Source organism: Hominibacterium faecale (assembly GCF_020734085.1).
Classification (GTDB): Bacteria; Bacillota; Clostridia; order Peptostreptococcales; family Anaerovoracaceae; genus Hominibacterium; species Hominibacterium faecale.
The window spans coordinates 188,156-212,266 of the sequence record NZ_JAJAGH010000009.1 but is presented as its reverse complement, the minus strand read 5'-3'; the positions used below and the strand labels follow the sequence as shown (position 1 = coordinate 212,266).

The 24,111-nt window shown below is 47.1% G+C and carries 19 protein-coding genes; 18 read left to right on the top strand and 1 reads right to left on the bottom strand.

The window, feature by feature from the left end:
• Positions 1–135: 135 nt before the first annotated feature.
• The 5 genes from LG211_RS14075 to LG211_RS14055 all read left to right on the top strand — a co-directional run bounded on the left by LG211_RS14075 (position 136) and on the right by LG211_RS14055 (position 5,963).
• A complete protein-coding gene (locus LG211_RS14075) occupies positions 136–1,656 on the top strand; it encodes an amidohydrolase (RefSeq protein WP_269477831.1) in 1,521 nt (506 codons plus the stop codon).
• A gap of 105 nt (positions 1,657–1,761) precedes the next feature.
• Positions 1,762–2,838 carry a TRAP transporter substrate-binding protein gene (locus LG211_RS14070; RefSeq protein ID WP_269477830.1) on the top strand — a complete coding sequence of 359 codons (1,077 nt, stop codon included), beginning with the start codon at positions 1,762–1,764 and terminating at the stop codon, positions 2,836–2,838.
• A gap of 84 nt (positions 2,839–2,922) precedes the next feature.
• Positions 2,923–3,492 (top strand): TRAP transporter small permease, encoded by a 570-nt coding sequence (locus LG211_RS14065; protein WP_269477829.1) that lies wholly within the window; start codon positions 2,923–2,925, stop codon positions 3,490–3,492.
• A 9-nt stretch (positions 3,493–3,501) separates the two neighbouring features.
• Positions 3,502–4,827, top strand: a complete 1,326-nt coding sequence (locus LG211_RS14060; RefSeq protein ID WP_269477828.1) for a TRAP transporter large permease — start codon at positions 3,502–3,504, stop codon at positions 4,825–4,827.
• Between the two features lie 17 nt (positions 4,828–4,844).
• On the top strand, positions 4,845–5,963 hold the full coding sequence (locus LG211_RS14055) for a DmpA family aminopeptidase (RefSeq protein ID WP_269477827.1): 1,119 nt from the start codon (positions 4,845–4,847) through the stop codon (positions 5,961–5,963).
• Between the two features lie 701 nt (positions 5,964–6,664).
• On the opposite strand, the gene LG211_RS14050 is transcribed toward LG211_RS14055, so the two are convergent.
• Positions 6,665–7,831 carry a 3-phosphoglycerate dehydrogenase family protein gene (locus LG211_RS14050; RefSeq protein WP_148397614.1) on the bottom strand — a complete coding sequence of 389 codons (1,167 nt, stop codon included), beginning with the start codon at positions 7,829–7,831 and terminating at the stop codon, positions 6,665–6,667.
• A 126-nt stretch (positions 7,832–7,957) separates the two neighbouring features.
• Between LG211_RS14050 and serC the strand changes: the two genes are divergently transcribed.
• From serC to LG211_RS13985, 13 genes are all read left to right on the top strand, one after another.
• Positions 7,958–9,046: a 3-phosphoserine/phosphohydroxythreonine transaminase gene (gene serC / locus LG211_RS14045; protein ID WP_269477826.1), complete on the top strand. Its 1,089-nt coding sequence runs from the start codon at positions 7,958–7,960 to the stop codon at positions 9,044–9,046.
• Positions 9,047–9,105: 59 nt separating this feature from the next.
• A complete protein-coding gene (locus LG211_RS14040) occupies positions 9,106–10,317 on the top strand; it encodes a cofactor-independent phosphoglycerate mutase (protein ID WP_148397612.1) in 1,212 nt (403 codons plus the stop codon).
• An 8-nt stretch (positions 10,318–10,325) separates the two neighbouring features.
• The gene (locus tag LG211_RS14035) at positions 10,326–11,690 is read left to right on the top strand and encodes a D-alanyl-D-alanine carboxypeptidase family protein (RefSeq protein WP_148397611.1); all 1,365 of its coding nucleotides are present in this window, start codon (positions 10,326–10,328) and stop codon (positions 11,688–11,690) included.
• Complete coding sequence (gene uvrC / locus LG211_RS14030) at positions 11,683–13,539, top strand: excinuclease ABC subunit UvrC (protein ID WP_148397610.1); 1,857 nt, start codon at positions 11,683–11,685, stop codon at positions 13,537–13,539. Before LG211_RS14035 ends, uvrC begins: the two co-directional genes overlap by 8 nt.
• Before the next feature lie 66 nt (positions 13,540–13,605).
• Positions 13,606–13,857 (top strand): DUF1292 domain-containing protein, encoded by a 252-nt coding sequence (locus LG211_RS14025; protein ID WP_148397609.1) that lies wholly within the window; start codon positions 13,606–13,608, stop codon positions 13,855–13,857.
• A 78-nt stretch (positions 13,858–13,935) separates the two neighbouring features.
• Complete coding sequence (locus LG211_RS14020) at positions 13,936–15,165, top strand: L,D-transpeptidase family protein (protein WP_269477825.1); 1,230 nt, start codon at positions 13,936–13,938, stop codon at positions 15,163–15,165.
• Between the two features lie 177 nt (positions 15,166–15,342).
• Positions 15,343–16,722, top strand: a complete 1,380-nt coding sequence (locus LG211_RS14015; RefSeq protein ID WP_227755433.1) for an NAD(P)/FAD-dependent oxidoreductase — start codon at positions 15,343–15,345, stop codon at positions 16,720–16,722.
• A 58-nt stretch (positions 16,723–16,780) separates the two neighbouring features.
• The gene (locus tag LG211_RS14010; protein ID WP_269477863.1) at positions 16,781–18,565 is read left to right on the top strand and encodes an ABC transporter ATP-binding protein; all 1,785 of its coding nucleotides are present in this window, start codon (positions 16,781–16,783) and stop codon (positions 18,563–18,565) included.
• The gene (locus LG211_RS14005) at positions 18,566–19,141 is read left to right on the top strand and encodes a DUF2238 domain-containing protein (RefSeq protein ID WP_227755431.1); all 576 of its coding nucleotides are present in this window, start codon (positions 18,566–18,568) and stop codon (positions 19,139–19,141) included. It begins immediately after the preceding gene.
• 57 nt (positions 19,142–19,198) lie between these two features.
• The gene (locus LG211_RS14000; RefSeq protein WP_227755430.1) at positions 19,199–19,603 is read left to right on the top strand and encodes a C-GCAxxG-C-C family protein; all 405 of its coding nucleotides are present in this window, start codon (positions 19,199–19,201) and stop codon (positions 19,601–19,603) included.
• A 480-nt stretch (positions 19,604–20,083) separates the two neighbouring features.
• Positions 20,084–21,343 carry a pre-peptidase C-terminal domain-containing protein gene (locus tag LG211_RS13995; RefSeq protein WP_227755429.1) on the top strand — a complete coding sequence of 420 codons (1,260 nt, stop codon included), beginning with the start codon at positions 20,084–20,086 and terminating at the stop codon, positions 21,341–21,343.
• Between the two features lie 656 nt (positions 21,344–21,999).
• Positions 22,000–22,209 (top strand): cold-shock protein, encoded by a 210-nt coding sequence (locus LG211_RS13990; protein WP_148397603.1) that lies wholly within the window; start codon positions 22,000–22,002, stop codon positions 22,207–22,209.
• A gap of 267 nt (positions 22,210–22,476) precedes the next feature.
• Positions 22,477–24,108 (top strand): AMP-dependent synthetase/ligase, encoded by a 1,632-nt coding sequence (locus tag LG211_RS13985; RefSeq protein WP_269477824.1) that lies wholly within the window; start codon positions 22,477–22,479, stop codon positions 24,106–24,108.
• Positions 24,109–24,111 lie beyond the last annotated feature (3 nt).

Genomic DNA, 24,111 nt, shown 5'->3' with positions numbered 1-24,111 from the left:
GCAAAAAAATATTTATATTTAAAAAATGACAGAATTAATTGACAATTATCCAAAAAATGAATATAATTATTTAAAAATATAGAAAATAAATAATTATATTTAAAATATGGCGGTGCGATGCCAGGGGGTGGTTTTATGATCTGCCAAATATTAATCAAAAATGCAGAAATTCTTACCATGGACGAAGAACGGCCGAAAGCGAGCTGGCTGGCGATCGACCATGGCAAGGTCACAGCATTGGGCGGAAGCGATGATATGCCTCAGGCCAGTGAAGTCTACGATATGAAAGGTAAATGTATTTTGCCCGGATTCATTGATTCCCATGTTCATGGGACTTTAACCGGAGAATATCTCAACTCTGCCGATCTCAATTACGCCAAGACAGCTGATGAAGTCCTGGAAGAGATATCCAAAAAATGCAGCACAGCCGGAAGTATGATTACAGCAGGCTGTTTCAGCAAAGAGGGGTATCAGGGCAGAATGTTCACAGCAGCTGATCTGGACCAGATCAGCAGAGACAAACCGATTATTATTTATGATAAAAGCTATCATGGGTGCTATTTAAACAATCGAGCAATTGAAGCAGCGGGAATAACGCCGGAGATGCCAGGCGTGGTAACAAGCCGCGGAAGAATGACCGGAGAGGTAAATGACGATATTTCTTATTATTTGGCGCTGAATAACATCATGTCCCAGGTGGACGAGATAGTAATCAAGGAATACATGCATGCAGTAAGCGACCTTGCTTTATCCAAAGGCGTGACGACAATCCATTCCCTGGACGGCGGCGATTATGGGGTGGACATGCCGGCCTGGATTGTCAATCGGGATTTAATCGATTTGCAAGTGGTAAATTATTGGGAAACGTTAGATTTCGATAAAGTGATGCCGTATAAGCTTGACCGGATCGGCGGATGCATTTGCCTGGATGGAACCCGCACCCTGCACACCATGGCGCTGATTAAGCCGTATGCCGATCGGCCTGATACCAGAGGGCTCTTATACTACAACGATGCTCAAATACTGGAGTTTATTCGAAAAGCAAACGATCACAACATGCAGTGTTCCCTTCATGCGGCAGGGACCCGCGCCATCGATCAGTACATCTATTTATTAAATCAAGTGATAAGAGAATTGGGACAGAAACATCTTCGTCACAGAATCGAACACTTTTCTTATCCCACAGAGGAACAAATTCAAATGGCGGCCGAACTAGAACTGGCGCTGCCGATGCAGCCGATTTTTACACAAGTGTGGGACAGCGGGGAAGACAGTATGTATAAAAAACGATTCGGTGCTGCAGAAGCTGGGAAAGTTGAACCAATCGCCGATATTATAAGAGCCGGAGGAATGGTTTGCGGCGGAAGCGACAGTCCGGTAACCATGATTGATCCTTTGGCGGGAATCGATGCATGCGTTAATACTGACAATCCCCACAGAAAAATAACCATGAGGGAGGCTCTCAAGCTTTATACAACAAATGGCGCTTGGGCCGCCCATGAAGATAAGGAAAAAGGAACCCTCGCATACGGGAAAAATGCAGACCTGGTGGTTCTTGAACGCAGCCCCTTTTCCGATCCCGGCCATGTTAAAGAAATTCAGGTGGAAAAGACATTTGTAAACGGAAAGCTGGTTTATCAAGGGCCAAACCAGTAGATTATGCGGCATATGGCCTGCCGCGCGTCAGAACAGAACAAGGCTCCCTATATTGAAAGATGTTGTTATAAGGTAAAAGAAGTTTTGAACGGAAAGGAGACGAAAATGAAGAAGAAAAAGAAGAAGAAAAAGAGGAAGTTAGTTGTAATGGTTTCAGTACTGATTTGTCTTACACTGGGCGCCGTGGGCCTGACCGGCTGCGGCGGCGGTAAAGATGACGCTGAAAAAGTCACCGAATGGTCATTTTATTCACCCTACGGCCCTGAAGACAGCGCATGCTGTGAAATTTGGACAAACCTGTTTGACCAGATTGAAAAAGAGACCGATGGGCAGTTGGTGATCAAAACCTATTGGTCAGGGCAGCATCCCTATGAAGGGTCCGATATGCTGAAAGTCGTAGACGAAGGAATTGCCCAGATGTCGCATTTTTACGGAGGCTATGTAACATCGGTGGATCCTGCGTTTGGGGTTGATACCCTGCCGCTGCTGTTCCCTGCCGATTCTATGAAGGCATGGGACATCAACAAACAATTATGGGGAGATTTCAAGCAGGACAAAAACGGGCTGCTTGAAAAGAAGCTGGAGGAAGACTGGAATGCTACGATGGTACATATGGTGCCGGCTACCGCACAGCGGCTTATGACCATGGGTTATGGCGTGGATACGACGGAGGGGCTAAAAGGCCATAAAGTCCGTGTTTACTCCTCTGAATTCGGGAAATTTGTAGAAGCTTTGGGCGGTACGCCTGTAACCATCGAATCCAGCGAAGTTTACACCGCCTTATCCACCAACTTGATTGACGCAGTAACAACCGGCGTACAGTTCGCTACCTCCAATGGATACTTTGACTATTGCGACACCATCAATCTATGGGAAATTTCCCAGTCGTCAGACGGCCTGATGGTAAACATGGATGCACTCAACGCATTGCCGGACGATGTTCGGACAACATTCCTAAATATCATGAGCGAGTCAGCCAACAAACCGGAAATGAAAGAAGTGGAAGAAAACGCGGCGCTGGTCAAACAGCATGAAGAGAAAGGGGTAAAAGTGGTCACACCGTCCGATGAGGTGAGAGAGAAAATTGCAGCCCAGCTCAGCAAATCCGTATGGACTCCGTGGGCAGAAAGCGCCGGAGAATTGGGGCAGCAGCTATTAGAACTTGTATCGAGCCAGAATTAATGCCAGCATAATTGTATCATAGGGGCTGGCCCACAGCGGCGCTGCGGCGGCTCTTGCGGCGGCCCCTCTTGAAAAGGTGAAGATATGGAAAATAAACAAAAAAATAGATTAATCGAAATCATAAAGGTCGTTGATACGATTGCCTTTCATATTTCCAGAGCAGCAGGGGTTATCTGCGGCCTACTTCTCGCGGGCGTTGTTATAATCATTTGCGCCGGTGTATTCAATCGGTTATTCATACATCAAAGCTGGATGTTCGTAGAGGAATGGAGCGGCCTTGCGCTGGTTCCAATGTCATACCTGAGCTTCGGGTATGCACATCGGTATAACAAACATCTGAAAATGGATTTAATTGTAAAACGGATGTCAATCAAAGGACAGGATATCATGGCCATTTTCGCGGCAGCTTTCTCTTTACTGTGTCTGGTATATCTGATTGGTTTTTCCTATAACTGGATGGACTATTGCATTACTAGAAATGCCTTGAGTTCCGGACCAATGCAGACTCCCCTGTGGATCTTTTCCCTGTCAATCCTTGTGGGAATGATTATTTTAGCCTTGGATATGGCCGGTTTTTTAATCAATCGAGTGATACATATGATAACCGGAAAATCGCCGCTGCGTTTTTATGACCAGATCGGCGATACAGAATAGGAGGGCGAAATGGATTTAAGCATTTTATTTTACGTCATTATCATAGTCGGCATACTGTTAGTCCTGATGGCTACCGGAACCTGGATTTCTTTCGCACTGTTTGGCACTTCCGTTATAGCTCTAATGTTCCTGGGGCAAGGAAACATGCAAAATGTGCTGGAAAGCACTCTGATCAACAGCATTAATTCGTATACCCTGGTGGCGATGCCGCTCTTTATCTTTATGGGGGAAATCTTGATACTGAGCGGATGCAGCGATTCTCTGTTCAAAGGCGTTAAACGGATTCTGGGACCCTTTCCTGGCGGCATGCTTCATACCAATATCGTTGCTTGCAGTATTTTTGCCGCCTGTTCCGGCTCAAGCACAGCAACCACTGTAGCCGTAGGAGGGGTATCCATACCCGAACTGGACCGGCAGGGATATGCCAAAGGCATCACTCTCGGTTCGGTATGCGCCGGCGGAACGCTGGGTGTTTTGATTCCGCCGTCAATCATGATGATTCTGTACGGATCGCTGACAGGCAATTCAATCGGACAGTTGTTTATTGCGGGTATCATACCTGGAATACTGCTGGGCGCCTGTTTCATATTGTATATCGCCTTTGCATGCATTAAAAATCCCCATTGGGCTCCGCCGAGGAGCAAATTCGGAGGAATCCATTATCTGAAAGATCTATTATTATCGCTGAAAGATTTATGGCCCATCATTCTCCTCATTGGCGGAATCATGGGCTCCATATACGGCGGAATCGCCACTCCCACAGAAGCGGGAGCAGTTGCGGTCCTCATATCGTTAGCCCTATGGGGGCTTTATTACAAGACTATGACAAAGACGCTTCTTCTGGAAGCGATTCGAGAAACAATCTTAGTAAATGCACAGTTGATGATCAGCATTGTAGGAGCCAGGTGTCTGGGCATGGCCTTATCCTTGCTGAATATACCGTCGACCTTGAGTACCTATGTGGCCAATCTGCCCATTAACGAGTATATTATCTGGGCGATCATAATAGTCATTTACATCGTATTGGGATGCCTTGTGGATGGGATTGATCTGTTGGTGATCAGCGTGCCGGTATTCTACCCGATTATGGTCAATGGGCTGGGGTTTGATCCGATCTGGTTTGGCGTGACACTGACGGTTTTGCTTGAAATGTCGCTGATTACCCCACCGGTAGGATTCAACCTTTATGTAACCCACAGTATTTCGGGAACAGATAATATGATGGAAACCATTAAAGGCACGTTGCCCTTCGTAATCGTTATGTTTCTGTTCATATGGATTATGACGGCATTTCCAATATTGGCTACGTTTTTGCCTTCGAGTATGCAGGCGTAATAGAAAGGATTGGATTTATGACGAGAGCAAGAGATTTAGGGATTCCCTTTGAAGGCGTTTGCGGCAAGTATAATGCGATTACGGATGTAGCCGGTGTGGAGGTGGGATTTGCAACTGTGATATTGGGTAGGCCTGAGTCAACGACCCGTTATGACAGTGATTTTGCCCGTACCGGCGTCACCTGTATACTGCCTCGGGGAAAACAGCGCAGCGCAGTTTTGGCAGGTAGATTTGACCTTAACGGAAATGGGGAAATGACAGGAACTCATTGGATCGATGATTCGGGTTTTCTGCATGGTCCGGTTATGATAACCAATACCAACAGCGTCGGCATCGTCCGTGAAGCGGCAGCCAAGTGGATGGTTCAAAATGATTTTTTCTATCCGGGATTTAATAATGGTAGGGAAATACCAGGATACGGCTTTTTTTATCCGGTTGTCGGTGAAACCTACGATGGGATATTGAATAACATAAACGGCTTTAAAGTGACTGAGGAACATGCGTTGGAAGCCCTGAACGCAGCTGCGGGTGGACCGGTGGCGGAAGGGAACGTCGGCGGCGGGACTGGGATGAGGTGCCATGGATTTAAAGGCGGTACTGGCACCTCATCCAGGGTTTTGCGTGAAGAAGATGGCGGATTTACCGTGGGCGCGCTGGTACAGGCAAACCACGGGACAAGGGAAGAATTTTGTATTCGTGGGGTACAGATTGGACGTCTGATTCAAGGATATGAGCAAAACCTCATGTCAATATCGCCAAAAGACGGAGATGGATCGATCATCGTTGTTGTGGCTACCGATGCTCCGGTGCTTCCCTGGCAGCTGTCTAAAATGTGCAAGCGGATTCCGCTGGGGATCGGCCGGTTAGGGGGCGGGTGTCAGAACGGATCGGGGGATGTATTCCTCGCTTTCTCAACGGCCAATGCCAATGCTTTTGGTTATGATCAGTCTGATATTGTACTGCTCTCTGATTTTAAAATGGACGAGCTTTATCGGGCTGTGGTGCAGTGCGTGGAAGAGGCGATTTTAAACGCGATGTTTATGGCGGAAAGTATGACAGGCAGAAACTGCAATTATGTACCGTCCATTCCGGAGGATCAGGTTGTAAAATTTCTAAAGGAGAGGCGTATCATCTAAGGAAAGAAGTGAAAGGACAGGCTTGTAAAAGGGTGAGTTATAAGAACAGATATAAAAAAATCGGATTCTCGATTTTTTGTATCTGTTCTTCCCATTTGAAGACCCTGCTCGGGCCTGATTTCGAGATTTTGTGATGAAGCTTGATAAAAACTGAAAAATAAGAGGTGTAAAGCTGCATTTTGGGATACGAAAAGCGGCTTTTTTCTTTTTTGAATCCAGCTTGGCCCTGATGGGTGGAAGGAGTTGGCAGGATGCCGGCCGCAGCCTGGAAGCAGTTGGAGATAGGCTGTGGAGATTTTTCGGGAAAAAACTGAAACAGAATTTTACTTTTTACGCAAGTTCCAAGGGCCAAGCACTCTCAAATTCGCAATGAGGCCGTACAGGCCGAAAGCTGCCGGGATCCGGCCCCGCAATCCTACAACTTTGCGAAAAGAATGCAGATTTTTACAGAAATTTACCGGAATGCGGAAGTCTGCCGCAGCTCGGAGGCAGGAGGCCGACTTTTCAATCCGGGAGAAAACCCCCTAGGCAGCGATGATTTCCCGAAAACCAGCTCAAGCGGCCCCTGGGGCCGCCCTCCTTTAACATCCCCCCCACCTTTGAAAGCATTGAAAAATTGCACTAATTTTGAAAAAGCTGCAAAATTAGTGCAATCTCCGGTGCCAGGCGACTGCTCGAGAAGCAGGTCGCTTATATAAAACTTATTTGATAACTCTTATTGAAATGATCGCTTCATCATCCAGCTTGGATTTCAGATCCGCTTCTGCCACATCTCCGGAGAGCTCAAGAAGCGTATAGGCGTAATCCCCTTTGCTTTTATTGATCATATTTTCTACATTCAGCCCCATATCTGCAAAGATACCGGTAATCTGACCTAAAATAGAAGGAACATTCTTGTGTATGACGCAGACCCGTGTCGACCCGGGGACGATTGGTCCTAGATTGCAGGCCGGGAAGTTGACCGAGTTGGTGATGTTGCCGTTCTCAATATAATCCATGATCTGATCCACCGCCATAGATGCGCAGTTGTCTTCCGCCTCAGCAGAGGAAGCTCCCAAATGGGGAAGTACGATGACATTATCAAAGGTAATCACTCGATCATCCGTAAAATCAGTAACATATTTCTTTACTTTTCCGGCAGCCAGCGCCTTTTCAAGATCATCATCATTGATGAGCGTGTCTCTGGAATAATTGAGGAAGACCACGCCGTCTTTCATTTTATTGAAAGCGTCTTCATTGATCATCCCCTTTGTATCAGCGACAGCCGGAACATGAATGGTTATGTAATCACAGTGGGGATATAAATCCTTCAGATCATCGACGATCTTTGCCGTATTGGACAGGCCGTGGGCAGCCTTGACCGTCAGATACGGATCATAGCCGATGACATCCATACCCAATTTTTCCGCCGCATTGGCAACCAGCACGCCGATTGCGCCCAGGCCGATGACACCCAAGGTTTTGCCTTTAATCTCCGTACCAGCGAATTGCCCTTTGCCCTTTTCGACAGCTTTACCCACGCCTTCCGTACCGGCCAGAGTCTTTGCCCATGCCAGAGCGTCGGGGATGTTTCTTGCGGCCAGGACCATTCCTGCCAGAACCAGTTCCTTTACTGCGTTGGCGTTGGCTCCCGGTGTGTTGAAGACAACGATGCCTTCTTGTGCACAGCGGTCCAGAGGAATATTGTTGACGCCGGCTCCCGCACGGGCGATGGCCAGCAGGCTGTCTCCGAATTCCATATCGTGCATGGCCTGGCTTCTGACCAGAATGCCGTTTGCTTCATCTGTATTGTCAATTACCGTATAATCATCGGTAAGGCGGGAAAGTCCTACCGGTGAAATTTTGTTCAGGGTCGCGATTTTGTACATGGTTTCACCTCTCTATAAAATTGAATTATCCTAAATTATAGCACTTTACCATGAGGCAGTAAAGTGATATAATAGGAAATCATGAATTTGTTGAATTGACTCAAGTAGCTTATGGAGGTGACGAATTTGAGCAATAATAGAGCATATAATTTCTCGGCAGGCCCGTCGATGCTGCCGCTTTCCGTGATCGAAAAGGTAGCCGCAGATCTGCCCAATTATAAAGGGTGCGGAGAATCCGTAATGGAGATGAGCCATCGTTCCAAGGAGTTCAAAGCAATCCTGGCGGATGCGGAACAGGACCTGCGGGATATTATGAACATTCCGGACAATTATAAAGTTATGTTCCTTCAGGGCGGAGGTACGCTGCAGTTTGCCATGGTGCCCCTTAACCTGCTGAGAAAATCAGGAAAAGCCGATTACATCATCACCGGCTCCTGGGCTAAGAAAGCCGCTAAGGAAGCGAAAAAATTCGGAGATATCAAGATTGTAGCATCTTCCGAAGAATCCACATTCTCCTACATTCCGGAAGTGAAGAGAGAAGACTTTAGAGATGATGCGGATTATGTACATATAACCTATAATAATACCATTTACGGGACCCATTACCCATACATCCCGGATACAGGCGACATCCCACTGGTAGCGGACATGTCCTCCTGCATCCTTTCTGAAGAGATCGATGTTTCCAAATTCGGCCTCATCTATGCGGGCGCGCAGAAGAACGTAGCGCCGTCAGGCGTTACCATCGTCATCATGAGAGAAGATCTGATCGGCTTTGCCAAGGATACGGTTCCCACTTATCTGGATTACAAAGTCCATGCAGAGAACGATTCCGCATACAATACACCCAACTGCTTCGGCATCTATGTGGCCGGAGAAGTGTTCAAACACATCAAGGAAATCGGCGGAGTCGCGGCCATGCACAAGCTGGATGAAGAAAAGGCTGCCAAGCTGTACAAATATATCGACGAAAGTGAACTGTATACTTGTCCGGTAAGGGAAAAGGATCGCTCACTGATGAATGTGGTGTTCGTCACAGGCGACGAAGCATTGGACAAGAAATTCGTAGCAGAAGGAAAAGCCTGCGGCCTGCACAACCTGAACGGACACCGGTCCATCGGCGGAATGAGAGCCAGCATTTACAATGCTATGCCGCCGGAAGGAGTGGATACGCTCATTGAATTCATGAAGAAGTTCGAAGCCGAAAACAAGTAAACGTAAACCGGGCTTCCCCTCACAAGAAGGGAAGCCTTTGACATTTTAGGAGGAAAAGCATGAAATATTTGATCTTGGTTCCCGATGGAGCAGGAGACGAAAAGGTCGATCAGCTGGGCGGGAAAACCCCGCTGGAAGCTGCCGATCTGAATATGACCAACCAGCTGGCCGCAAAAGGAATGGTGGGTATGGTAAAGACTATCCCCCCTGGAGTGGCGCCTGGTTCGGATGCGGCCAATCTTTCCGTAATGGGGTATGATCCGGCTGTTTATCTGACAGGAAGGTCGCCTCTGGAGGCAGCCAGCATCGGCATCAACATGTCCGATACGGATGTTGCCTTTCGTACCAACATCGTCACATTGACAGGGGAAGGCGACTACGAAGACCTGATTATTACCGATCACAGTTCGGGAGACATTACCACGGAAGAAGCGGATCAGCTGATCCAGGCAGTCAACGAAAAGTTTGCCGATGAGAATATCCGCTTTTATACTGGAGTCAGCTACCGCCACTGCATGATCGTTCATAACGGCTCTACCGATTACGAGCTGACGCCGCCTCACGACGTGCTGACCCAGAAGGCGGGCGACCATCTGCCAAAGGGCGAGGGCAGCGATTTTATCACTAAAATGATGAAGGAAAGCTATGAGCTCCTGAAAGACCATCCGGTAAACAAAGACCGGATCGCCCGCGGGCTCAATCCGGCCAATTCCCTGTGGATCTGGGGCCAGGGCAGAAAACCGAGTCTGTCCTCCTTCTACGATAAATACGGCATTACAGGAACCGCCATTTCCGCCGTCGACCTGATTAAAGGTATCGCCATCTGCGCGGGGCTGAATTCGGTGGACGTGGAAGGCGCAACCGGCACCCTTCACACCAACTTTGAAGGAAAAGCAGCCGCGGCTATCCGGGAATATAAGGATGGAAAGGATTTCGTATACATGCACTTGGAAGGGCCGGACGAATGCTCCCACCAGGGCGATCTTGAAGGAAAAATTCAGTGCCTGGAATCCATCGACCGCAAGGTTCTCACGCCCATCGTGGAATATTTCCGCCAGGCTGGCGAAGATTTCCGGGTTCTCATCGTTCCTGACCATAGAACGCCCCTGGCGATCCGCACCCACTCGGCGGATCCGGTTCCATATGTGATTTATGACAGCAGAAAAGAACAGCCTGAGGATAGAGAACGTCAATTCAACGAAAAATCCGGCGCAAAAGGACAGTACATGGACAGCGGTTTTGCTCTGGCGGATTTCTTCTTTGAAAAATAGGAGAAGGTATGAAGTTCAAGCAGAAACTATTTATTGTTATTACAATCATTGCAATTGCCTGTACCCAAGCGGTGCCGGCATTTGCTGCGTCTGCGGATAATTTGAATCTGGACGCGCAGGCAGCTATTGTCATGGACGCATCCACTGGAAAAATTCTTTATGAAAAGGACGCCTACTCCAAGCGGGAACCGGCCAGTACCACCAAGATCGCCACCTGCCTTTTGGCGTTGGAAAAGCTGGATTTGAACCAGGTGATTACGGTAAAGCATGATGCTACCAAAATGGGCAACATTATGGATGTGAAAAAAGGCGAGGAGTTGACGGCGGAGCAGCTGCTGTACGCGCTGATGGTCTATTCGGCCAATGACGCGGCAGTGGTACTGGCGGAAGAAATGGGCGGAACTGTAGAAAATTTCGCCAAAATGATGGATGCCAAGGCAAAGGAATGCGGCGCCAAAAGCAGCCACTTTCTCAATCCCAACGGCCTTAACTGGCAGGGACAGGAAGCCCACCTGACCACTGCTTACGATTTGGCGGTGATGACCCGGGAGGGCTTAAAGGATAAAACCTTCCGCAAGTTGGTAAGCACAACGGAGTACACGATCCCGGCCACCAACAAATCCAAAGCCCGCAAGCTGGAGAGCACCAACGAATGTCTTTGGTATAACAAAGAGGTTGAAGTGGAAAAAGGCACTGGAACGGATAAAAAGGAAACGATCAAGTTCACCCCTTATTATCCGGGAACCATCGGCGTCAAAACCGGACTGACCAGTACGGCGGGCGGCTGCTTTGTAGGAGCGGTTGACCGCAATGGCACGGAGCTGATTTCCGTGGTCCTTCATTCCGGACCCCAGATGCGCTTTTACGATACCATAAAGCTCTGGGATTATACCTTGGATAAATTCTACGATACCCATCAAATTGTGGAAAAGGCGGAGAAGGTCGGCAAGGTTCGGGTAAAACGAGGCGCCCATAGAAACGTGCCCGCCGTAGCGCAGGGCCCGGCATCGGTAACAGTGGAAAAGGGTGAGGACATCAAGAATGTACATACGGAGTTTGAAAAGCGAAAGCTTCAGGCTCCTGTAAAAAAAGGCGATCAAGTGGGCATTATCAAAGTATACGACGGCGACCGTCTCATGAGTCAGGTTGACGCCGTGGCAGGAAAGACCATTGAAGAAGGCGGCCCATTGTCACGTATTGGAATCCCCGATTGGCTGGCTGTTTTGATTTATATCGCAGCGGGTATTATCATTTTGATGATCATCATCCTGGCCGCGCTCAACCGGCGTCCGGGCAGCAAGCGCAGCAGACGAAAAGCGGCTAAAGCAAAAAGACAGAAAAGAAGAGAGCAAGAGCGAAGAAACGATGTTTGATATTCAGGAAAATCTTAAAAAACTCCCGGATTCACCGGGAGTTTATCTGCATAAAGATAAACTGGGGCAAGTCATTTACGTGGGAAAGGCGATTTCTCTCAAAAACAGAGTGCGCCAATATTTCCAGTCCTCCAGACACATGGACCCCAAAGTCAGGGCCATGGTTTCCCAGATCGAAGAGTTCGAGTACATTACTACGGGAAGCGAAATGGAGGCTCTGATTTTAGAGTGCAACCTGATCAAAAAGCATATGCCCAAATACAATGTGCTCCTGCGGGATGATAAGACCTACCCCTATATTAAGGTAACCATGGAGGAGGACTACCCACGCGTCATTAAGACCCGGCTGGTGAAAAAAGACGGCAGCAAATATTTCGGCCCCTACAGCGACGCCGGGGCGGTCAACCAGATCGTCGATCTTCTCAATCAGGTCTACTCCTTGAAAAAATGTTCGGCCCGCGTATTCCCCAAAGGATTCCGCCCATGCCTCAACTACCATATCGACCAGTGCGACGGCATCTGTCAGGGCACGGTTTCGCCTGAGAAATACCGGGAAAAGGTCAATCACGCAGTGGATTTTTTGAGAGGCCGGACAAAAGGCATGCTCACTTATCTGGAAGAACAGATGGCGGAAGCTTCCCAAGCCTTGGATTTCGAACGGGCGGCCGAGTACCGTGACTACATCATGGCGGCAAAGACCCTTTCTGAGAAACAAAGGGTCGTGCTCCAGGATACAAAAGATGTGGATTTGATTTTGGTGGCAAGGGGCGCCAAACAGCGGCACGTGGTTTTGTTTTTTGTGCGCGACGGCAAGCTGAGCGGCCGGGAGACTTATGATCTCCAATCCATGGAAGAAGACTCGTCTGAGGATATCATATCCGCCTTCATCAAGCAGCACTACAGCCAGAGCCTCAGTCTGCCCAAGGAGATCATCCTGGAAAAGGAGCCGGAAGAAAAGGGGTTGCTGGAAGAATACCTTTCCGGACTGGCAGGCCATCAGGTCCATTTATTGGCGCCGAAAAAAGGCGAAAAGCGGGCGGTCCTGGAGCTGGCCAAAAAAGATGTGGTGGAAATGGTCAAAACCATTGACCAGCGGGCGGAAGTCCGAAAGGAAAGGGCCGTGAGCCTGGGCAAAGAAATTTTCGACATTCTCATTCAAATGGGTTACGAAGAAGGAACGTACAATGGCCGCGAATACCGGGTCGAAGCATATGACATTTCCAATACCAACGGGGTAGATACGGTGGGAGCCATGGTCGTCTTTGAGGGTCTGAAAGCGGATAAGAAATCGTACCGCAGATTCAAGGTCAGATCCATCGAAGGTCCCAATGATTACGGCAGCATGCAGGAGGTCCTGTTCCGCAGGTTCCGCCGCGCGCTGGAAGGGGATGAAGGCTTTTCCGTCTTTCCCGATCTCATTCTCATTGACGGAGGAAAAGGCCATGTCAATGCGGCGCTGGAAATGATCCGCGGTCTGGAGCTGGACCTGGCAGTTGCAGGCATGGCAAAGGACGATCATCACAGGACCCGGTCCTTAGTGTTCTTCAAGGAAGGCCGAATGGAAGAGATTCTTCTCAAGGATCATCCGCTGCTGTATAAATATATGGGTACGGTACAGGAAGAGGTACACCGATTTGCCATCGAATACCACAGAGGCCTGCGAAATAAGCGGATGCTGACATCAGTTCTCGATGAGATTGAAGGCATCGGCCCGGCAAAGCGAAATGCCCTGCTGGATCACTTCGGCAGCGTGGATCGAATCAAGAGCGCTACCCAGGAACAGTTGCAGGAAGTAAAAGGAATTACAGAAAAACTGGCAATCAAAATTCAAGAATATTTTCATTGCTAAAACCCCGGCATGATGGTATAGTAATGATATTAGTACAAATTTAGAAAATTTTTGGAGGAAACAAATATGTCAGATGCAGATTTCATCACATTGGAATATGATGATGGTACAGAATTGGAATGCGAGATCCTGGGCGTTTTCGAAGCAGAGGGTAAGGAATATATCGCCCTGATTCCTCAGGATGATTCCGATGACGTGTATATCTATGGATATAAGGAAACCGGTGAAGACGAGTTCGAGCTGATCGATATTGAAAATGACGCTGAATTCGAAAAGGCAGTTGCAGTATTCGACGAGCTGATGACGGAAGAAGAGTAGGACATACGCACAGAATACGGCGAACTGGGGGACGGTTTTTAATCGGTCCCCATATTTATGCAAGAAGGAGAAACAAGAATGCAATCAACGAGATCTCGGGGGCTGATGGTAGGATTGGCCGCCCTGGCGGTACTGCTGGGGATATGGATGTTTGCGGGAAATCATGTGTACGCAGAAACGGAGCCGCCTGACCAGGCGGTTGCTCAAAGTAACGCAGCAGCTGCAAGTGAAAATCCGCCGCCACAGGCGGAGCAGCCAAAAGATGGGTGGCAGAATGACGGCACCTATTATAGAGACGGTGCTATGCTGACAGGGATGCAGATGATCGACGGTAAGCTGTATAATTTAGGTACCAGTGGAGTGGGAGCTCTCTACACCGGCACCTACAACAGCGCATACTATGTGAGCGGTGTTTTAGCCAACGGCACCTACAACAGCCTGCTGTATGTCAACGGCAAGCCTTTTTCCGGAACAAAGAACAACAAGCTTTACAAAGCCGGGAAAGTTTACTCCGGAGTCAGCGGCAGCTACTATTATAAAAACGGAGTCAAACAGAAATATAAGAATTCCGTGAGGAAAATGAACAACGGCAAAATCTACTATTTCCAGAAAAACGGGAAAGTCTATAAAGGCACGGCCTGGAAACGGGTAAACGGAAAGCGCTACTATTTCAAAAAAGGCACTGCCCTTACCGGCTGGAACTATGTTGGAAAATATAAATACTATTTTGACAGCAAAGGAAAGCTCTGTCAGGATTTGATTGCCAAGTTCGGAAACAAGTGGAAGAAAAAAGACATTCTTATCAAGGTGAACCGTAAAAAGAATTGTGTGACTCTTTACGCGAAAGACGGTAAGCGGGGCTTTACGATTCCGGTGAAGGCCATGGCCTGTTCCGTGGGTAAATCCAAGACTCCTACTGTCAAGGGAACCTATTACCTCACCAAGAACAGAACGTACCGCTGGGCAAAGCTGGGCGGACCGACGATGGGCGGTTATTGCTACGGCCAGTACTGTTCCAGAATTACAGGAGGCTACCTGTTCCATTCTGTCAATTACAATCAGAAGAATAATCGCACCCTGACATCTTCTGCTTACAATAATCTGGGTAAAGCCGCTTCTCACGGATGCATCCGTCTGCAGACAGCCAACGCTAAGATTATCTACGATATTGCCAGGTATCAGAAAACCAAGGTGACCATTTACGACGGAAAGTCAGCAGGACCATTCGATAAGCCGAAAGTTAAAAAAATTAAGGCCGGCCAGAAATACGACCCGACCGACCCCAACATCAAAAAGAAGAAAAAATAGTTGGGCTTAAATATGAACGGAACCCCAAAAGGGGCTGCTGTATGAAGCAAATCGCTTTTCATGCAGCAGCCTTGTTTTTTGGAATGATTTAACCTCGTCCAACACTTTACAAAAGGAACAAAACAGCATAAAATATAAGAATTGAGTAGAAGTAAAAGCCATTCTGGAGGGAATGAAATGAAAAACTATGACATCATCATTGTTGGCGCAGGCGCCAGCGGTGTATTTTTATCTTACGAGCTGACAAAGAGAGACAACAAGGCAAACGTACTTATGATTGACAAGGGGGCGCCCCTGGAAAAACGCCAGTGCCCGATTAAGAAAGGCGCCAAGTCGTGTCTCAAATGTACTCCATGCCACATCATGAACGGCTATGGAGGCGCAGGCACCCTTTCCGACGGAAAATACAATATCACCACCCAGTTCGGCGGCGACCTGCATAATTACGTGGGAACGCAGGAAGCCCTGGAACTGATGGAATATGTGGACGATGTGCTGTGTAGCATGGGCGGAGCGGATGCCAAGCTCTATTCCACTGCCAGCTCTGAGCTGAAGACAACGGCCCTGCGAAACAATCTTCATCTGCTGCAAGCCAAAGTGCGCCATCTGGGGACAGACCGCAATGTGAAAATTCTGGGCCGGGTCTTCGACTATTGCAGCAGTAAAGTCGATACCATGTTCTATACAACCATACAGGATGTGGTGAAAAAGGATGACGGAACTTTTGAAATCACCACCGATGGAGGAGAAGTCATGTCCTGCAAGGATTTGGTACTGGCCACCGGCCGTTCCGGATCAAAATGGATTTCCAGCATCTGCGATAAGATGGGCATCGGACAAAAACGCAACCGGGTGGATATCGGCGTGCGGGTTGAACTGCCGGCGGAAGTTTTTAAACATATCACCGACGATGTATACGAAAGCAAAATCGTATATAAAACGGACAAGTATAACGACCTGGTCAGAACCTTCTGCATGAACCCCTATGGAGAGGTAGTTGCGGAGAATACCAACGGCATCGTCACCGTAAACGGGCACAGCTATGCGGATCCGGCGTTAAGGACAGAAAACACCAACTTTGCCCTGCTGGTTTCCAACAAGTTTACGGAACCCTTCAAAGACAGCAACGAGTACGGCGAATCCATCGCCAGACTGTCCAACATGCTGGGAGGAGGCGTATTGCTGCAGCGTTTCGGGGATTTGATCAAAGGGCGCAGGAGCAGCACGCGCAGAATGGAAAAATGCTTTACAAGGCCTACACTCCAGGCTACACCGGGAGATTTGAGCCTAGTCATTCCAAAGCGCCAGCTGGACAATATCATTGAGATGATTTATGCCCTTGATAAGATCGCTCCCGGAACTGCCAACGAGGATACCTTGCTCTATGGGGTGGAAGTGAAATTCTATAACTCCAAGGTGGAAGTAGACGAAAATCTGGAGACTAAGGTAAGAGGCATGTATGCCCTTGGGGACGGCTCCGGCGTGACCCATTCCCTGTCCCAGGCATCCGCAAGCGGCGTTCATGTGGGCAGACTCCTGGCGGAAAAGTACAAATAATCCAGGCGGGCTCTTCAACTGGGGAGCAAGGAAAAAAGAACGATTAAGGATTTGAATGATGAAGGAAAATAACATCAATACGAAGAAAACCTCTTATCTCATTAAGAGGTTTCTTCCATATTTTAAAAAATACAAATGGGTACTGATTCTGGATCTCTTCTGCGCGACGCTGACGACAATCTGCGATCTGGTTCTGCCGATGATCGTCCGCTATCTGACGGATATGGGCATGAACGATGTGGAAAGTCTTACAGTGCGTTTGATTCTGACGGTGGGGGCCATTTATCTGGGCCTGCGTGTCATCGATTTAATCGCCAATTACTACATGGCCAACATCGGCCATGTGATGGGAGCCAAAATCGAGACGGACATGCGCAGGGACCTGTTCGATCATCTCCAGGAATTGTCCTATTCTTTCTACAGCAATACAAAAGTGGGACAGCTGATGGCCAGGATTACCAGCGATCTTTTTGACGTGACCGAGTTCGCCCACCACTGCCCGGAAGAATATTATATTGCGGCTCTAAAAATCGTAGTTTCTTTCTGCATTCTGTGTTCCGTGAATGTATGGCTTACTTTGATCATCTTTGCAATTATCCCGGTGATGATCTTTTTTGCCATGAAATTCAATAATAAGATGCGGACCGCGTTCAAGAAATCCAGAAATCAGCTGGGCGAAATTAACGCACAGGTGGAAGACAGCCTGCTGGGCGTGCGGGTTGTAAAATCCTTTGCCAATGAGGACATTGAAGGGGAAAAATTCAAAGAAGGAAACGAGGGCTTTCTCAATGTGAAAAAGGAAGCTTACCGCTACATGGCCGGCTTTCAGAGCACCACCAGGCTCTTTGACGGAATCATGTATATCACCGTCGTTGTGGCCGGTTCCTTATTTATGATGCAGGGCATTATTACGCCTCCGGATCTGATGGCTTATCTCCTGTATGTGGTGATGCTGCTGGCCTCAGTGCGCAGAATCGTTGAATTTACGGAACAGTTCCAGCGGGGTATGACCGGGATCGAGCGATTCATTGAAGTTATGGATGAAGAAGTGGAAATTCAGGATTCTCCGGATGCGAAAAATTTGCAGGCGGTGAAAGGCGAAATCACTTTTGACCATGCCAGCTTCCATTATGCAGACAGCGATGAGAACGTTCTCACCCAGATCGATCTGACCATCAAAGCCGGAGAAAACGTGGCTTTGGTAGGCCCTTCGGGCGCAGGCAAAACCACCTTATGCAATCTGATTCCTCGTTTTTATGATGTGACAGAAGGGCGGATTTTGATCGATGGCATAGACATTCGCAGTGTGACAACCCATTCCCTTCGATCCAAGATCGGAATGGTACAGCAGGAAGTTTATTTGTTCTCGGGAACGGTTTATGATAATATTGAATATGGAAAGCCGGGAGCTTCCAAGGAAGAAATCGTCCAGGCCGCCAAGCTGGCAGGCGCTCATGAATTTATTTCCCAGCTGACAGACGGTTATGAAACTTTTGTCGGCGAACGTGGCGTCAAGCTTTCAGGCGGACAGAAGCAGAGGATCAGCATTGCGCGGGTATTCCTAAAAAATCCGCCAATTCTAATTTTGGATGAAGCCACTTCAGCTCTGGATAACGAAAGTGAACGGATTATTCAGCAATCCCTGGAAAAGCTGGCAAAGGGCAGAACAACCCTGACCATCGCTCATCGATTAACGACGATCCGCAATGCCTCGACGATTTTGGTGCTGACGGAAGACGGCATTCAGGAGCAGGGCAGCCATGATGAGCTGATGAGCAAGGGAAGGCTGTACAGCAGGCTCTATAATATGTATACGACCAACGAAGAAACGGTAGGCAACTAAATGAAGCAGCGAATTTATAGCGTAATTGGACTATGGTTTTTGATTACTATATGTGTGATAATCGCACGGACGACAGGAATTGATCCGCCTGTGATCAATATGATCGGCGCATACGTTTCGTCTATTCTGATAGCTGCCGTACTTTACAAAGCTCCCCAGCATTTCTTTGTTTTGGCATTGTGTTTCGACCTGCTGGCTGCAGCTTTTGGCTCAGTCTTGGACTTTTATCGCAGCATTGACGGGTATGATCGGTTTGTTCACTATCTCAGCGGCCTACTGGCTGCAGAAGGCGGCCGTCTGATCATGCAATACATCTTAAAGCGTTACCACGAAAAGCGTTTGCTGCTGGTTCAAATCTTGTTTGCGTTGTTCTTTTCCTGCGCATGTGCGGCAATTTGGGAGATTTACGAGTTTTCGGCAGACCAGTTGATCCATACAAATATGCAGGGAAACAATCTTAACACCATGGGTGATATTGTTTCCGGCGCCTTGGGAGCACTTACTTACACAGCCGGCTTTTTTGTCTGGCTAATAAGGGATAAAAAAAGGAAACCTGACCCCGGGGACAGCCGCTGATTTTGGCCGAAAAAGGGGATGTTTTTTGAAACGGAAGAGAAAAAAGGAGGATGACAAATGACTGAAAGAGTTGCAAAGGCAGTAGAAAATCATAAGAGTGGTTACAATTGTGCGCAGGCGGTGGCATGTGCTTATTGTGATCTGATGGGTGTGGATAAGGCGGAGGCATTTAAGATGACAGAGGCCTTTGGCTTTGGAATGGGAACAATGGGAACCTGCGGGGCCGTCAGTGCTATGGCCGCCCTCACAGGAATGAAACTGAGCGATGGAAACCTGAGCAAGCCTGCTACAAAGAAGCAGTGCTATAAGATGATGAAAGAAATGACTAAGAAATTTGAAGAAAAGAATAAGACGGTGATCTGCGCTGAGTTAAAGGGGATAAATGGAGGCAATGTGCTGCGCAGCTGCGACGGCTGTATTGAGGACGCGGCAAAAATAATTGAAGAGGTTTTGTTGAAATAAAAAAGTTTCCTTCGAAATCGTGATTCGCCCTTTGTACCCACGTTAACAATTGCAGTATAGGAACGGCCCGATCGGAACGTGCAGTTGATCTGCAGGTTTCGGCAGGGTCGTTTTTCTTTGCGTAGTTTCGATCACTGCGCTGTCCGTTTTGCCATCAATGCCTCGCATTTCCGTTAAACAGCAAGCTTTATTAATCCTAATTCGCTAAAAAGGACAATTATTTTGTTTTTATTTTTTATGGATCCAAGATTGCGGCTTTAGTAAATGGGAACTACAAATGTGAATGAATATGCATATTTTGCTTAAAACATACAGAGGTTTCATGTGGGACATGCATGGCTGTAACCTTTGGATTTAAAGGATTTGTTCTGATAAAAAAACATGATCAATGTGTGAAAAAATAGTGGAAAATCTGTGAAAATCAGGTATAATGATAACTAAATATGAATTGAACCAACAGTATTCAAAAAGGAGAGCAATATGAAAAAAGGAATGAGCAAATTGCTGTCGGCGCTTTTGATCGCCACATTGGTATTTACTTCAGCCGGCGTAGCGTTCGCAGATACGGGCGGCAGCGAGGCAAGCGGCGCGATAAAGGCTTCACAAGGGAAGAAACAATTTTCACAGTTGGAAAAAGGGTTTGACCTTGAAAAACAGATTAAAGCACAGAGTGACCAAACTAAAGCAACATCGAAATCGGCAAAAACAAAGGCAATAGGAAATCTTACTGTAGCAACCCTGGTAACTGGATATGAAACGGCTCCAGTGGCGAGAATTGACTATAGCGCTCCGGCAGATTCCCTTGGCAGTTATAAGTATGGATTCCAGCAATCGATTTATTTGCCATCTAAAGGAACTCTTATTTTAGCGGCGTACAATTATCCTGAAAGTACTGGGACAGCATATTTTGGTCTTTTCCAAGACCCTGCGCTGACAAATCAAATTGCAGGTGGTAGCAGCATTGTAAGAGCGGGTGCAGCCGATGGAATTGCTATTAAAATCCCTGCAGCGGGGACATATTATATTGGAGCGTATTCGAACGACTATGCTTCCCAACCCACAGTTGCGGTAACATTGAACATGTCAGCTGGTTTCATCTCAGGTATTGACCGTACTGTTAAAAATGGATCAACGATTGCGGTAGGTCAAAAAGATGCCCAGACAAACTATTTTAAATTCAAAGCAACCCAAACAGGTTATTTAAAGGTGGGGAGCAGCGAAGGGTACGATAAGATCGCACTATGTAATAGCAAGAAAAAGGCATTGTCTAATTATACATATGCGGGATATGTTCCTACATATGGAGTAAAAAAAGGCAGCACCTACTATATAAAAGTTGCGGCTGGCAGCAATTATGATGGAGGCTACCAATTACAAGTAACCAACAAAAAAATCACCGAAAAATCCGGGAAAAAGAAGTCTAAGGCCGTGACCATCAAAAAGAAAAAGACCAAAAAGGGCACGATTATTGCTGGAAGCAGCCAGGCTGATTGGTATAAATTTAAGCTGGGCGGAAAGAAAAAAGTAACTCTGACGATGAAGGGCGCTACCAACAATAAGCTGAAGGTTGTTGTCTACAATAAGAAGGGAAAGAAAGTAAGCAGCGCATACAACTACAACTATTACAACAATAAACTGACACTGAAGTCTTATGGAAAGCTGCCTAAGGGTACATACTACATTAAAGTGTACAGAGGAACCAAAACGTCATCAGGATGGTACTCTCTGTCCTGGAAATAAGCACTTTCCACTGACTGATTGAAAGCGTTTCAACCAGAACAATAAAACACAACAGGGGCTGTTGCATGAAAAAAAGCGATTCCGTTGCTTCGTGTGACCGCCTATCGTCTAGGATTGCACTAATTTTGCAGCTTTGATCAAAATTAGTGCAATTTTTCACCGTTTTCGAGGGGTGAATTTTGCCAAAACCAACGTTGCTTCTGATTTGTACTATTTCTGTCCTCTGCAGCCCACAAAATTTACACTAATTTCGGTCAAAATGGCTCGTTTTGATTATGGTAAACCACACCAGGGCACTGCCAGCCCACCACTTTCGTACTAGTAAACCCCAGAGCACCGGCAACCTGCCCTTTTCGCGCCGATGATCCCCAAAACCCCTCAAAAAAATACCGGCCAGCTGCCGCCTCTGCGCAGCGGCCCCAGTTGTTTCGGCAAAACCCATCGGGAGCACGCCCAAAAACTCATCAGAAAGAACGGAAATTGAGCGAATTTTGTTTGACAAATCTGACAACTACATGCTATACTAAGCTTGTATTGAATGGAGAACGGTTATAAGCAATGTGGTTTTTAAAAGTTCCTGCCTGGGATACTTTTAAACCGCATTTTTTTATACTTGGATCTATGAAGTATAATTAAGAAACAGGAGGTACCGGAGAATGTATACAGGTACAGTAAAATGGTTTAATGATGACAAGGGATTTGGATTTATCACAAATGATGATGGCGGCGAAGACCTCTTCGTGCATTTCTCAGCCATTATCGCTGACGGATTCAAGACACTCAAGGAAGGCCAGAAGGTTACTTTTGACATTGAAGATGACGTTAAGCGGGGCAAGACAAGAGCTGCCAATGTTCGCTTAGCATAACATAGCATGTAAGACAAAGTGATCGAACCGAAGCTGTCTCTCAAAAGCAGAGACAGCTTTTTTCTTTGCCAATTGCACTGGGCTCCGTAAAATGATACAATAAACTATCAGGCGTTTTGTAATTATACGGGAAACCGGGAAAGGGGTTTTATCCATTTGAATAGTAGAAAATACAAAGATACATTTTATCAATTCAGATACATAAACGATCTAAAAGATATGCTAAATACAAGCGCAGAGATCTTTGCCGAGGAGAAAGCCTATCTTGTGAAAGATGTACCTGGAGGGGAATATCGCCCCATCTTTTATTCTCAGGTAAAAAAGGATGTGGATGCCTTGGGAACTAGGCTGATTGATCTGGGACTTAAAGGGGCCAAGATAGCTGTTATTGGTGAAAACAGCTATAAATGGGTGGTTTCATATTTGGGTACGGTCAACGGAACCGGAGTAGTCGTTCCCTTAGATCGGGAACTTCCGCCGAAGGAAATCATCCATCTGTTGGAGCGGGCGGGAGTCAGCGCCATTATCTATTCAAAAAAGCTGGAGGACACGGTAGAAATCGCACTTTCCCAGGTAGAAGGCGTACAATACCGGATCTGCATGTCCACAGAGGAGCATGAGGACAGCATTCTTTCCTTCGACCGCTTAATCGAAGAAGGGCAGGCTTTGATCGACCAGGGGGACAAACGTTTTATCGATGCTCCCATCGACCGGGAAGCCATGTGTTCACTGCTGTTTACTTCCGGAACTACCGGCCTTGCCAAAGGCGTCATGCTTTCCCATAAAAATATTTCCGCCAATGTTTATAACATGTCGAAATATGTAAAGATTGAAAGCCCGGGAATGGGATTATCGGTCCTGCCCATGCACCATTCCTATGAGATGACGTGCCATATCTTTACTGGGATGTATCAAGGCATGTGCATTGCTATCTGCGAAGGGCTTAAGCATATACAAAAAAATATGAAAGAATCAGAGGCCACCGTAATGCTGGGGGTACCGCTGATTTTTGAGACTATGCACAAAAAGATTTGGAAACAGGCAGAAGGTTCGGGCAAGGCCGAAACCATGAGAAATATGGTCCGTTTGTCACGGAAGACAAAATTATATAACAACCAAAAACTGATCCGCAAAATTTTTGGCCAACTTCATCAAAGCACAGGCAATCATATGAGCCTGTTCATTGCCGGAGGGGCGGCCATCAATCCAGAAGTAATCCGCGACTATGAGGCTATGGGAATTCCAATGATTCAAGGTTATGGAATGACGGAAAACGCGCCCATTATTGCAGTAAACCGGGACCGTTACAGCAAAGCCGATTCTGTAGGAAAACCAATGCCGGGAACAGAAGTGAAAATTATCGACCCAGATCGAGACGGCATAGGCGAAATTATATGCAGAGGACCTTCGGTTATGATCGGGTATTATAATGACCCGGAGGCGACCGAGCAGGTTCTCCGGGACGGATGGCTCTATACAGGAGATTACGGCCGCTTTGACGAAGAGGGATTCCTTTATGTCTGCGGCAGGAAGAAAAATGTAATCGTCACCAAAAATGGAAAGAACATTTTCCCGGAAGAAGTGGAATACTATTTGTTGAAAAACAAATATATAGAAGAAGTTATGGTCTATGGAACAATTGACAAGCGAACCGGCGACACGATCGTACGCGCGGATATTTATCCGGATTACGCAGCAATCAACGAGGAGTTGGGAGAAATGAGTGAAGAAGGCCTGAAAGACTTTATGAAGGCAGTTATCGATGAAACCAACGAAGAAATGCCTCTCTACAAACGGGTGAAACGATTCCGGATCAGAGACGAAGAATTTGAAAAAACCACCACTCGCAAGATCAAACGCCATAGTCAGCTGCAAAATGACGATCCACAGGAGGATTAATAG

Coding starts and splice junctions, on each gene's coding strand:
- LG211_RS14075 (WP_269477831.1), top strand. CDS start 136: ATGATCTGCCAAATATTAATCAAAAATGCAGAAATTCTTACCATGGAC.
- LG211_RS14070 (WP_269477830.1), top strand. CDS start 1,762: ATGAAGAAGAAAAAGAAGAAGAAAAAGAGGAAGTTAGTTGTAATGGTT.
- LG211_RS14065 (WP_269477829.1), top strand. CDS start 2,923: ATGGAAAATAAACAAAAAAATAGATTAATCGAAATCATAAAGGTCGTT.
- LG211_RS14060 (WP_269477828.1), top strand. CDS start 3,502: ATGGATTTAAGCATTTTATTTTACGTCATTATCATAGTCGGCATACTG.
- LG211_RS14055 (WP_269477827.1), top strand. CDS start 4,845: ATGACGAGAGCAAGAGATTTAGGGATTCCCTTTGAAGGCGTTTGCGGC.
- LG211_RS14050 (WP_148397614.1), bottom strand. CDS start 7,831: ATGTACAAAATCGCGACCCTGAACAAAATTTCACCGGTAGGACTTTCC.
- LG211_RS14040 (WP_148397612.1), top strand. CDS start 9,106: ATGAAATATTTGATCTTGGTTCCCGATGGAGCAGGAGACGAAAAGGTC.
- LG211_RS14035 (WP_148397611.1), top strand. CDS start 10,326: ATGAAGTTCAAGCAGAAACTATTTATTGTTATTACAATCATTGCAATT.
- uvrC (WP_148397610.1), top strand. CDS start 11,683: ATGTTTGATATTCAGGAAAATCTTAAAAAACTCCCGGATTCACCGGGA.
- LG211_RS14025 (WP_148397609.1), top strand. CDS start 13,606: ATGTCAGATGCAGATTTCATCACATTGGAATATGATGATGGTACAGAA.
- LG211_RS14020 (WP_269477825.1), top strand. CDS start 13,936: ATGCAATCAACGAGATCTCGGGGGCTGATGGTAGGATTGGCCGCCCTG.
- LG211_RS14015 (WP_227755433.1), top strand. CDS start 15,343: ATGAAAAACTATGACATCATCATTGTTGGCGCAGGCGCCAGCGGTGTA.
- LG211_RS14010 (WP_269477863.1), top strand. CDS start 16,781: ATGAAGGAAAATAACATCAATACGAAGAAAACCTCTTATCTCATTAAG.
- LG211_RS14005 (WP_227755431.1), top strand. CDS start 18,566: ATGAAGCAGCGAATTTATAGCGTAATTGGACTATGGTTTTTGATTACT.
- LG211_RS14000 (WP_227755430.1), top strand. CDS start 19,199: ATGACTGAAAGAGTTGCAAAGGCAGTAGAAAATCATAAGAGTGGTTAC.
- LG211_RS13995 (WP_227755429.1), top strand. CDS start 20,084: ATGAAAAAAGGAATGAGCAAATTGCTGTCGGCGCTTTTGATCGCCACA.
- LG211_RS13990 (WP_148397603.1), top strand. CDS start 22,000: ATGTATACAGGTACAGTAAAATGGTTTAATGATGACAAGGGATTTGGA.